11 protein-coding genes are annotated in these 11,985 nt (G+C 38.4%); 3 read left to right on the top strand and 8 right to left on the bottom strand.

The annotated features are described in order from the left end of the window. Positions 1–321 precede the first annotated feature (321 nt). Positions 322–1,848, bottom strand: a complete 1,527-nt coding sequence (locus RQ893_RS05770; RefSeq protein WP_311482102.1) for an AbgT family transporter — start codon at positions 1,846–1,848, stop codon at positions 322–324. A 217-nt stretch (positions 1,849–2,065) separates the two neighbouring features. On the opposite strand from RQ893_RS05770, the gene RQ893_RS05765 reads away from it, so the two are divergent. Both RQ893_RS05765 and RQ893_RS05760 read left to right on the top strand, forming a co-directional pair. Further along, positions 2,066–2,506, top strand: coding sequence for a LytTR family DNA-binding domain-containing protein (locus RQ893_RS05765; RefSeq protein WP_311482101.1), 441 nt, complete (start codon positions 2,066–2,068; stop codon positions 2,504–2,506). A gap of 9 nt (positions 2,507–2,515) precedes the next feature. After that, complete coding sequence (locus RQ893_RS05760) at positions 2,516–2,941, top strand: DUF3021 domain-containing protein (RefSeq protein WP_311482100.1); 426 nt, start codon at positions 2,516–2,518, stop codon at positions 2,939–2,941. 71 nt (positions 2,942–3,012) lie between these two features. Here the strand turns inward: RQ893_RS05760 and RQ893_RS05755 are convergent, their stop codons facing one another. The 7 genes from RQ893_RS05755 to RQ893_RS05725 all read right to left on the bottom strand — a co-directional run bounded on the left by RQ893_RS05755 (position 3,013) and on the right by RQ893_RS05725 (position 10,342). Continuing rightward, positions 3,013–3,645 carry an ABC-2 transporter permease gene (locus tag RQ893_RS05755; RefSeq protein WP_311482099.1) on the bottom strand — a complete coding sequence of 211 codons (633 nt, stop codon included), beginning with the start codon at positions 3,643–3,645 and terminating at the stop codon, positions 3,013–3,015. Further along, complete coding sequence (locus RQ893_RS05750; protein ID WP_311482098.1) at positions 3,626–4,492, bottom strand: ABC transporter ATP-binding protein; 867 nt, start codon at positions 4,490–4,492, stop codon at positions 3,626–3,628. Before RQ893_RS05750 ends, RQ893_RS05755 begins: the two co-directional genes overlap by 20 nt. Further along, the gene (locus RQ893_RS05745; protein WP_311482097.1) at positions 4,485–4,862 is read right to left on the bottom strand and encodes a GntR family transcriptional regulator; all 378 of its coding nucleotides are present in this window, start codon (positions 4,860–4,862) and stop codon (positions 4,485–4,487) included. Before RQ893_RS05745 ends, RQ893_RS05750 begins: the two co-directional genes overlap by 8 nt. A gap of 264 nt (positions 4,863–5,126) precedes the next feature. Next, on the bottom strand, positions 5,127–6,863 hold the full coding sequence (locus tag RQ893_RS05740; protein ID WP_311482096.1) for an NADH-dependent [FeFe] hydrogenase, group A6: 1,737 nt from the start codon (positions 6,861–6,863) through the stop codon (positions 5,127–5,129). 8 nt (positions 6,864–6,871) lie between these two features. Continuing rightward, complete coding sequence (locus RQ893_RS05735; protein WP_311482095.1) at positions 6,872–8,446, bottom strand: NADH-ubiquinone oxidoreductase-F iron-sulfur binding region domain-containing protein; 1,575 nt, start codon at positions 8,444–8,446, stop codon at positions 6,872–6,874. Further along, positions 8,430–8,936: an NAD(P)H-dependent oxidoreductase subunit E gene (locus RQ893_RS05730; protein WP_311482094.1), complete on the bottom strand. Its 507-nt coding sequence runs from the start codon at positions 8,934–8,936 to the stop codon at positions 8,430–8,432. The genes RQ893_RS05735 and RQ893_RS05730 overlap by 17 nt, the downstream gene beginning before the upstream one ends. Before the next feature lie 173 nt (positions 8,937–9,109). Continuing rightward, positions 9,110–10,342 carry an aminopeptidase gene (locus RQ893_RS05725; protein ID WP_311482093.1) on the bottom strand — a complete coding sequence of 411 codons (1,233 nt, stop codon included), beginning with the start codon at positions 10,340–10,342 and terminating at the stop codon, positions 9,110–9,112. Between the two features lie 409 nt (positions 10,343–10,751). Here RQ893_RS05725 and RQ893_RS05720 point away from each other — a divergent pair. Beyond that, on the top strand, positions 10,752–11,985 hold a 1,234-nt coding region (locus tag RQ893_RS05720; protein WP_311482092.1), incomplete at its 3' end, for a M3 family metallopeptidase.

Here is an 11,985-nt window from a genome sequence, read left to right as displayed (position 1 = left end):
AAACGGGTTTCCGGTCGGTGAGGGACCCTGCGGCGCTCTAAGCCGCTTGGGCAAGGCGTCCCTCGGGCCTCCCCTTTGAACGGAGGGGTCATGTAAATGACCTAGATTATTTATAAGATATAGTTAATCTCGGATTAACAAAAAAAAGATGATATTCTAGTAATCTTTTTATTGCAGACGCTCTTATTCATCGCGTCTTTCATAAAAAATCACATAAGGTTTTTCATAAATTTCTACTGCGGTGCTTTGCACCTTGAGAAATTTTGAAAACCGTAAAAACTTTGCCTACAAAGTTTTTACTACCATTATCTCGGATAGATCCTAAACAAATAGCATTGCCCCTGGGCCTAGTGGAATTTTAAATATCATCCAAACTACTAAGAGCAAGGTCCAGAAGATCAAGAATGCTATCGAATATGGTAGCATGGTTGATATTAGGGTTCCAAGTCCCCTGTCTTTGTCGTATTTTTGCATAAAAATTACTATCATTGCAAAATAGCTCATTAGTGGGCTTATGATGTTGGTTGATGAGTCTGCTATTCTGTAGGCCATTTGGCTTAGTTCTGGGGAAAGTCCCATGTTCATAAACATTGGCACGAAAATTGGTGCCATGATTGCCCATTTGGCTGAGGCTGATCCTATAAATAAATTGATAAAAGCTGATAGGATTATAAATAAGATTACTAGCGGTACTCCTGTTAGACTGATTGATTCCAAAAACTCAGCTCCCTTTACAGAGAGAATTGTTCCGAGATTTGTATAGGCGAAGAAGGATACGAATTGGGCTGCAAAAAATGCTAGTACCAAAAATCCGCTCATTGATTCCATCGACTTAGTCATGGCTCCTATTAGGTCAGTTGAGTTCTTAAACTTACCTGTTGTCCTTCCAAAAACATAGCCTGGTATTAGGAACATAAATAGAATCGCCGCAATTAGTCCCTTGCCCATAAAGGCTTCTAGGGTCATTTTGCCTTGGGCGTTAGCCTCTCTTAAAATCGCATTTTCTGGCACCATTAAAATTACCATTACTACAGCAAAGATTAAAAATGCTATTAAAGAATTTTTTAGGCCCTTTTTTTCTATATCTGTTAGCGGCTTGTCTTCGTGGACATAAGCTCCTGTGTACTCTCCTAGGTTTGGTACAACTACCTTTTCTGTAACAACTGTCGCTACGATTGTTAGAACAAAGGTAGAAACAATTAAGAAATACCAGTTAGCTTGAGGATACACTGTGTAGTCAATATTTGCAGCTCTTAGGGCTTCGTTGGTGATCCCTCCCAGAAGCACATCTGTTGGCCCAAAAATTAGGTTGGCAGAAAACCCACCAGAAACCCCTGCAAAAGCTGCAGCAAGACCTGCTATTGGATGTTTGCCTGCTGAGGCGAAAATCATGGCTCCCAGTGGAACTACCACTACATAACCCGCATCAGATGCGATGTTTGAAACAATTCCTGTAAAGACAACAGCTCCTGTAAGGATCATTGGTGGCACATTTGAAAGCATCTTTTTTAGGCCAGCGTCAAAAAATCCTGCATCCTCAGCCACACCTACACCAAGCATTGCCACAAGGACCACTCCTAGGGGTGCGAAGGATGTGAAATTCGAAACGAGGGATGCAAACATATAGCGGATGCCTTCCGGATTTAAAAGGCTAATAGCCTCAATAGTAGACTCTGCTTCCGCCTTGGCATCGTAGTAGGATACAGAAACTCCCGCGGATGCACAAATATGTGCAATGGCAGCTAGGATTGCAATCATTATTACAAAAATTATAGCAGGATGGGGCAGGGCATTGCCGACTTTTTCGATCTTAGCCAAGACCCCTCCTGATTTTTTATTCTTAGACATAAGTCCTCCTTATATATTGAAATTCTCTATATTTTAAGCAATAAATTCATATTAAAAAAATTATCACCTATCTAATATACGATTTTTTCGCCATAAATTCACCTAAAATTAAACTACTCCCCCTATTTTTGACCACTTATCTTTCATATTCGACCTTTTGTCAGAAAATGAATGCATAAGTTGGACCTAGGCTTTATAATAGAATCAGGAGGTAGGGATGAAAGTTGATATAATAATTGATCAAACCATCGACGAAACTCAGGTAAAAATATTTGCCAAGGAATATTCAAAAGAAATCGAAACCATAAAGGATTTGCTGGCTGACAGGTTAATTGACAAGCTTGTGGCCTTTCGTGATAAGGAGGTTTTTATCCTCTCTCACGAAGAAATTATAAGAATTTTCGCTCAAGATAAGAGTGTTTTTATAAAAACAAAGAACGGAACTTTTTCATCAAGGCTTACTGTTTCTGAATTGGATAAGAGGCTTGATAAGAAAAAATTTATAAGGATATCTCGTTCAGATATTGTAAATCTTGACTTTGTAAAAAAACTCGACCTTTCCTTTACAGGAACAATAGCAGTCGAACTTACAAATGGTGATGTGGCATACGTTTCTAGGAGAAATTTAAAAGAATTTAGGAAGGCCTTGGGCCTTTAAGGAGGAAACATGAAAAATTTTAAAGATTTATTAGTTGGATTTTTGGCAGGTGTAGGTATAGGCGCCTTAATCGAGGCAGTTTTATCTATCCTAATTAAGGAAAATATAGTTGGAGTTTCTGACTTCGTGGCAAGCCAAGCCCCAGGTTATGCAAAAATTATCCAATGCCTGGTCTATGGCGGCTTCGGCATTGTTTCAGTCCTAATGGCGAATATTTTCAAAAATAAAAATAGGGCATCCTATTTAAATCAAACCATCCATTTTTGCGCAATGATTGTTTATTTCATCTGTGCAGGCCTTTACCTAAGATGGTTTGAATATAATTTAAGCCTAGTATTTTCAATCATCCTCTTTGTTGGAGTTTATTTATTAATCTCTTTCGCCTGTTATATTTACGAAAAAAATATGATAGGTCAAATCAATAAAAAGTTATAAGCAAGTAAAAATGGTCCCAAATTCGGGACCATTTTGCTTTTAAAATTACTTCTGCTCTTACTTTTATAATATCAAAAGTCTTTATTTTTATAGAAATGGATAGAAAGTATTATAGAAACCACATTTAGAAAAACTGTAATTCCCACAATTATAATACTAAGAAAGTTTAAATTAAAATTTGATACCTTGTTTATAAAATCAATTGCAATTTGATTGTTCTTCCATATTTGATTTACTCCTAAAAATATCAAAAAGTAAATTAAAGTGAAGACCATCCTTGATTTTTGTGAGCCATATTTATACATAAAGGGCAATTGGATTAGACATACAAAATTTGTTAAAAAAAGTGTCAAGGATAGGATAAGTGGCAAGTTGAAAATCTCTTTACTATCTGCGTATTTAATATTAAATATTAGTACTATTATCATGGCAAATATTCCAAATATCCAAGTAATTACATATCTTGATAGCACTATCCTTTTCCTATCAATACCAAGTCCTATCAAATATTGGTTAATGTTTGATTTTAAGTCTACATCAAAAAAAGTACTAGTCAGCGCTATCGGAATCAGGGTAAAAAGCCCCATTATTATTAAAATTTGTCCTTCTTTAAAACTATAGAAAATCATAGCTAAGATAGCTAAAGTAAACAATGTAAAGTATTTTTTAACAGCTACTAAGTCCTTATATATCAAGGCTTTCATTGTAGGCCTCCTTTATCATATATACCATAATATCTTCTATAGATGGTTTTTGCATTTCAAACCCCGCTGGCATTTTTTCTCTTTTTACCAAACATTCCCTGCCAAATTGATGTTTTCTCACACCTACAAGGGCGGATTTATCAAAGCTTTCAAATTCTTCATCTCCAAGAGAGACCAAACCGTATTTCTCGCTTAGACCGTCTTTTTCTTCGCTAAATATTAGTTCACCCTTGTGGATAAAGGCGATGTAGTCGGCGATTTTTTCAAGGTCTGACAAAATATGGGACGAAATCAAAACTGTGTGGTCTTCGTCTTGGATAAAATCAAGAAGGATATCCAAAAAATCATCCCTCACAACCGGGTCAAGGCCACTTGTAGGCTCATCTAGGATTAGGATTTCTGCTCCGTGACTCATAGCGAGGGCAAGGCCCAATTTCATTTTCATACCCCTGGAGAAAGTCTTTATAGGAATATTGGTTGGAAGGGCAAAATTTTCCATAAATTCGTAGAAAGTCCCCTTCTCCCAGTGGTCCTTATAAAGCAAGGAGTGAAATTTTTCTATCTCACCAACTTTCATTGTCCCTGGCAAAAATAAGTCATCGTAGACAAAGCCAAGCTTGTATTTTTCGTCCACAGCCAAATTTTTTATGTCCTTGCCGAAAATTTCTATCCCACCACCATCTCTGCCAATCACATCCAAAATAAGCTTGATAGTGGTAGACTTTCCAGCCCCATTTTCACCAATAAAACCTGTTATAGTTCCCTTTTTGATCCCTAAATTAAGAGGGCCCAAGCTAAAATTACCAAAAGATTTGCTTAGGTTTTTTATTTTTATTGCATCAGTCATCAGTATCCTCCAATACATCAACTAGGGCTAATATTTCTTCCTTGGAAATATCGCCCAACTTGCAAAGCTTGATGACATCCTTAATGTGGTCCTCGATTTTCACCATGAGTTTTTCCTTGACAATTTGTGGGTCCTGGCTTTTGATAAAATTGCCCTTGCCCGGAACGGAATTGATTAAGCCGTCCTTTTCGAGTTCGTCGTAGGCCCTCTTGGTTGTAATCACACTCACCCTAAGTTCCTTAGCAAGAAGCCTTATGGAAGGCAAGGGTTTGTCTATATCTAGCTTGTCATCTAAGATTGCATCCCTAATCTGATTTTTGATTTGTAAATATATCGGATCCTTACTCGAGTAATTTATTTTTATGTCCATATATCCTCCATCTGTATATAGTGTATATTAACAGTTATAGTTTGTCAAGACTTTTTGGAAATATTTAGGAATTGTTTTTACAAATAGAAGTGATTTTTCATTGAAATTCCAAGAAAAAAGCCCCAAAATCGGGGCTTATCAGTTTGCAAATTTTTATTTACTTATAACTTTAGGTCTATTTCATAGGTCCTTTTGGACTTTTAAAACAAAAATTATCCGCTTCTCACACTCATCGAAGCCATAAATCTAGCAAGCATACTTATTTTAATATTTTGGCCTTGCCTTGTAAGAAGTATGGAGTAACTCGTGAGCAAGTTTGCTTCCTGGCTCTCCCAAATATTCATCGTAGAGTTTTTTGATTGATGGATTTTCGTAGGATTTCCTGTAGGTTTTCTTTTCATCTATTGAATAAAGGCCCTCGGCTCTTTTCTTTAGAATTTCAAGGTCCCCCTTGTGGTAAGGTTGGCCACCACCACCTATACACCCGCCAGGACAAGCCATTACCTCAATGGCATCGAATTTTTCTTCGCCAGAACGAATTTTTTCAAGAATTTTCCTAGTATTACCAAGCCCATTTACAACGCCAATATGGATTTCTTTGCCTTTTATATTAACTATTGCCTTTTTAACTCCCCTAAGGCCCCTTAATTCCTCGTATTCGACCTTATCAAGACTTTCGCCTGTGAGAGTGTCGTAGGCAGTCCTGATTGTGGCTTCGATAACACCGCCACTTGCACCAAAAATTGTGCCACCACCGGTAGATTCGCCCAAAGGATTGTCAAAGTCAGACTTAGTAACATTAACAAGGTCTATACCCGCTTCCTTAATCATTGAAGCAAGCTCCCTAGTTGTAATTACTATATCAACATCTGAGAAGCCTTCCTCGTTGAGTTCGTCCCTTTTTGCCTCGTATTTTTTAGCTATGCAAGGCATTACTGAAACCACGGTTATCTTTCCTGGGTCCAAGCCGATTTTTTTTGCATAGTAGGACTTGGCAACGGCTCCAAACATCTCGTGAGGAGACTTGCAGGTTGATGGGATATCGATTAAGTCAGCAAATTGTTCTTCCATAAAATTCACCCAACCTGGACAGCATGAGGTGAGGATTGGTTTATCTTCAGAAAGCCTTTCAATAAATTCGTTGGCTTCTTCCATTATGGTGAGATCTGCTGCGAAATTTGTATCAAATACCTTATCAAAACCGAGGTTTTTGAGGGCTGTAACCATTTGACCTGTGACAGGTGTACCTGGTTCTAGGCCAAATTCTTCTCCTAGAGCCACCCTCACAGCAGGGGCGACCTGGACAATAACTAGGTCATCGAGGTTTTTCCTATGGAGGATTTTCCATACTTCTGAGACATTTGATTTTTCTGTAAGAGCTCCAGTTGGGCACACAGCTAGGCACTGACCGCAGAAGGTGCAGGTTGTCTCAAACATTGGCCTGTTAAAAGTCGAACCAACATGGGTCATAAAACCTCGGCCGATTTCTGCAAGAGCGCCCACAGTCTGAACTTCATTGCACATAGTCTCGCAACGCCTGCAAAGAATACACTTATTCGGATCTCTTACAAGGGAATACGAAGAATCATCAATAGGAAGATTCCTCTTTTCGCCCGGATATTTTATTTCCCTTATATTTAAGTCTGCCGCTAGGGTTTGAAGCTGGCAATCGAGGTTTTTCGCACACTTCAAACAGTCAGTCGGATGGTCTGAAAGGATTAATTCCACCACAGCACGCCTTGCCCTAATTACTCTTTGGCTATCAGTTCTGATTTCCATTCCATCTTTGGCAAAGGTAGCGCAGGCTGGAATCAACTTGCCTTTTTTTATATCTTCTACTAAACAAACCCTACAAGATGCGAGTTTATTCACAAAGTTAATACCAGATAGGTCCATGTGACAAAGGGTGGGAATTTTAATATTTAATGCCTTAGCAGCTGTTAAAAGCGTAGTTTTTTCTCTGACTTCTATTTCTATGCCATTTATTTTTAACTTAATCATATCTCCTCCTAGCCTAAAACAATAGCCTTAACCGGACAGTTTTGCATACAAGTGCCACACTTAATACAAACTTTTTTGTCGATATGGTGGATTTCCCTGGCCTTGCCAAAAACCGCTCCAACCGGACAAGCCTTAGCACACTTAGTACAGCCGATACAGGTGTCTGTAATCTCATAGAAAAGCAAATCCTTACACCTTTTAGCAGGGCAGGTTTTAAAATTACCGACATGGGCTAGGTATTCGTCATAAAAATAATTCATTGTTGAAAGAACAGGATTTGGCGAGGCTTGACCTAAACCACAAAGGCTGGTTTCCGAAACAATTTCTGATAGCTCTTTGAGTTTGTATAGGGTCTCCTCATCTGCCTTGCCAGATACAATTAAATCAAGCATTTCAAGAAGTCTTTTGTTGCCAATCCTACATGGGGTACACTTGCCACAAGATTCGTCCACAGAAAATTCTAGGAAAAATCTCGCCACATCCACCATGCAGTCGTCTTCGTCCATTACAACCATGCCACCAGACCCCATGATAGAGCCAATCTTCTTTAACGATTCGAAGTCACAACCAGTATCAAAAAGCGATTTTGGTATGCAACCGCCTGATGGACCACCAGTCTGAACAGCCTTAGCTTTTTTGTCATTTTGAATGCCCTTACCTATGTCATAGACAATGGTATTTATAGATGTCCCCATAGGCACTTCTACAAGTCCAGAATTTTTTACCTTGCCAACTAGGGCAAAGACCTTGGTTCCCGGAGATTTTTCTGTACCATAAGCCCTGAAATAATCTGATCCCTTTAGGATAATTTGAGCAACATTGGCTAGGGTTTCAACGTTATTAATAACAGTTGGCTTACCCCAAAGACCCTTAACTGTTGTCCTAAACTCCTTATTTCTTGGCATGCCTCTCTTGCCTTCGATTGATTCCATAAGGGCTGTACCCTCGCCACAAACAAAGGCCCCAGCCCCAAGTCTAAGATCAATATCGAAGGAAAAATCAGAACCCAAGATATTTTCTCCCAGCAAATTGTATTTCTTAGCGTCTTCTATAGCACGCCTTAGGGCCTTAACTGCCTTAGGATATTCTGCCCTAACATAGATAAAACCTTGTTTGGCACCGATAGCTCTAGCACAAATCGCCATGGCCTCAAGAACTGAATGAGGGTCATTTTCCAAAACTGACCTGTCCATAAAGGCACCTGGGTCACCCTCATCAGCATTACAAATTACATATTTAGTATCTACATCTTGGTTAAAAGCAGTTTCCCACTTACGACCAGCTGAAAAACCTGCCCCGCCTCTACCTCTCAATCCGGAATCTATCACTACTTTTATAATATCTTCCCCAGTCATCTGATAAATGGCCTTTTCTAGGGCAAAATACCCATCACGGCCTATGTATTCCTCAATAGATGCTGGGTCGATTATATCGCAATTTCTTAAAACAAGCCTAGTTTGGTTTTCGTAAAACTCTCCCTTTATTTTAATGGTATCACCATTTATGTAATATTTTTCTGGGTCAAGTCTTGCAATCAACTTATCAAAGCCTTCTTTTTTTAAACTTTCAAGCTTCGATTTCATTTTTATCCTCCATAGCGTCCTTGATTATAGCATCCACTATATACTTATTTGCATTTCCAACATTTCTAGTCGAGTCAATGCTCACCACAGGTGCCATCCCACATTCTCCAATACACCTAGCCTCAGCGAGGCTTATCTTGCCATCCGCTGTAGTTTCGCCAACTCTGATACCGAGTTCATTTTCAAGGCTTTCCAAGATTTTATCAGAGCCTTTTACATAACAAGCCGTCCCTAGGCACACGCAAATCTCATGCTCTCCCTTTGGAACAAATGAAAATTGAGAATAAAAACTTGCCACCCCGTAAATTTCCAAAGAATGAACGCCAAGCCTTAGAGCCATTATGTCAACAATTTCTTCTGGGATGTAAGAAAAAATTTCCTGAGCCTTTTGCAAAATCGGCATAATAGCACCTTTTTTGTCCTTGTTATCTTCCAAAAATTTTAGAAACTCTTGGAACTTGTCCTGATCTTTTTTTAAACAAAAACTCATAGGTCTACCTCCCATATATTCTTAAATTCATGATATCATTTTGTGAAAACAATTTCAAGATAATATATCTTTTAATTTACACATTGTTATAAAAATAACATATCGTTTTCATAAATAATTTCTAGACAAAAAAATAGGACGCAATCGTCCTATCTAATATTATTTTTAAAAAATTAAAACGCCCAGTTACCGTTCTTAAAAATTTGGAAGGCTTCGCCATTTTTGTAGCCAATGATTTCGAGATCCTTGTCTCCAACCATGAAGTCTTCGTGGATTAGGGAATCATTTATGCCCACAGTCTTAACCTCACTATCATCAAGGTCAGCTCCGCCTTCAACACAAGTTGGGTAGGCCTTGCCTAGGGCAAAGTGGCAGGAGGCATTTTCGTCAAAAAGCGTGTTGTAAAATAAGATATTTGAATTTGAAATTGGGCTATCATAAGGCACTAGAGCTATTTCGCCGAGATTTTTTGAGCCATCGTCGCTATCAAGCATCTTAGCTAGGGTGTCTTTCCCTTCCTTGGCATCAAAATCAACTACCATCCCATCCTTGAAGGTAAATTCAAAGTGGTTTATGATCACACCATTATAAACAAGCGGCTTGGTAGCTACAAGCCTACCGTCAACCCCGTCGTATTGCGGAGCTGTAAAGACTTCTTCTGTTGGCATATTTGGTATAAACCTGTCAGCCTTGGCGTTTTTAGATCCAGCTGACATCCAGATATGATTTTTTGGTAATTTTACCTTCAAATCTGTTCCATTGGCTGATTTGTAATGAACGTAGTCAAATTGGTGGCTGTTTAAAAAGTCTGCCTTAGCATCAAGGGTTCCTATATGGTCTTCCCAATTTTTCTTAGTTTCTTCCCAAGAATCAGAAACCCTGCACACATCAAGGATTACTTCCCAAAGCTTATCGCAAGCGGCTTCGCCTTTAAGGTTCGGAAATACTTTTTCTGCCCATTTGATAGAAGGTACTGAAATAACAAGCCAAGAAACAATATCATTCATAGTGTATTTCACAAAGTCCTTCATCTTTAGTGAACGAGCCTTCACAGCTTCAGAAATCTTAGCCTCATCAAGACCCTTTAATAAATCTGGGTCGTCAGAAACAATAGAAATCCTGTTTGACCTCTTCTCAGCAATCTGATAGCGAGATTTTTCAACAACCCAGTCAGGCACTTCGTTTAAGGTCTCTTGGCTTTCATATTCGTAGGCAAATCTAGTAAGGGCATCATCAACCCAATTTACAGATACCTTGCGAGCTCCTTTTTCATAGGCCGCCTTAGTCATAAGACGAGCAAGCTCAGGCGATTCAACAGGAGAAGAAATTAAAACATCTTCACCATCTTGCACATTAACACCAAACTCAACTGCGAGTCTAGCGAAATTTTCTATTCTTTTTTGCATATTTCCTCCCAATTTAAATCATTTAATACACTATACTCTTAATTTCAAGCTAATAATCTTTCACTAATCCTACAAAGTGATATAATAATTAATAGTTAAAAGTAAAATTTATTACGTAAATTTTGTAAGGAAAGTAATCTTTTTGCTCATGAAGCCCTATCCCGATTTGATGAAATCAGATGGCAGGGAGGGCTGATGTTTTAGTGAAAATTTTATTCAAAATTCACTAAGTGAATTTTGTAAGGAAAGTAATCTTTTTAGAATCAATGCTCCTTTTCGTCGCATCGATTCTAAAAAATTACATAAGGTTCTACATCAATCTATCTTCGCAACTTTCGTTGCTTGATATATTGTGTAGACCATAAAATTTTTGCTAACAAAAATTTTATTACCATTAAAGGAGAAAAAAATGAAAAAAAGATGTGATGTTGACCCAAAAGAAACTTGGGCCATTGAAGACCTTTATGCTTCTGATGAAGCTTTTTATGCTGATATTGAAAAATTAGCCAAAATGGCTAATGATTTTAAGGAAAAATATTCTAAGCTTGAGACAAGTGAAGATGTGTATGCTTCTCTAGAAGCCTATTCCGATATAATTTCTTTAACCGACGGTCTTGGTACTTTTTCTGGTATTTCTAAGGAAACAGATGCCACTGACGATGCCATGGCTAAAAGAGATGCCAAATTTGGTAGCGAAGCTGCAAAGATTTTTGCCAAACTTTCTTTCTATGATTCTGCCCTAGTCAAGGTTGATAGCAAAATCCTAGATGAAGTTATAGAAAATCACCCAGGCTACGCTTATTACCTCAAAAGAGTAAAGGATAAGGCAAAATATTTACTAGATGAAAAAACAGAAGCAGCCCTTGCTGCCCTAGCACCTACCTTTGATGCTCCATATACCAACTACAACGACATGAGATATGGGGATATGAAATTTGAAAATATCGACCACAAGGGCGAGAAAGTTGTCCTAAACCACAACACTTTTGAAGAATACCTAGAAGGAGAAACTGACACAGAACTTAGAAGAAAGGCCTTTGCTGACTACCACAAGGTTCTCGCTGCCTACCAATATGCAGATGGTTCAGTTTATAACAACCTTATCCAAAATGAAAAAATAATGGCAGATCTTCGTGGCTATGAATCAGTATTTCATTATTTACTAGCCCGCCAAGATGTAGATTTCGAAATTTACGAAAACCATATTGACATAATTATGGAAAAACTTGCTCCAATTATGAGAAAATATGCGACAATCATCAAAAACCACTATGGTCTAGATGAAATGACCTATGCAGACCTCAAACTCCCAATAGACCCTGACTATGAACCACAAGTTTCCATAGAAGAAGCTAGAGACTATATTGTTGACGGCCTTTCCCCACTTGGAGAAAAATATATTGGCTATATGAAACAAGCCTTCGCTGATAGGTGGATAGACTATTCACAAAATGTCGGTAAGAGAACAGGTGCCTTCTGCTCCTCTCCTTACCCATCCCACCCATTCATCATGACAACCTACAATAATTCCATGAGCCAAGTTATGACCTTAGCCCACGAACTAGGACACGCTGGCCAAGGCATCTTATCAAACGCCAACCAAAACGCCCTATCATGCGATATGTCCATGTACTTCGTCGAAG

It is taken from the genome of uncultured Anaerococcus sp. (genome assembly GCF_963510915.1).
Lineage (GTDB): Bacteria > Bacillota > Clostridia > Tissierellales > Peptoniphilaceae > Anaerococcus.
This window is presented reverse-complemented; position numbering and strand designations above follow the sequence as displayed.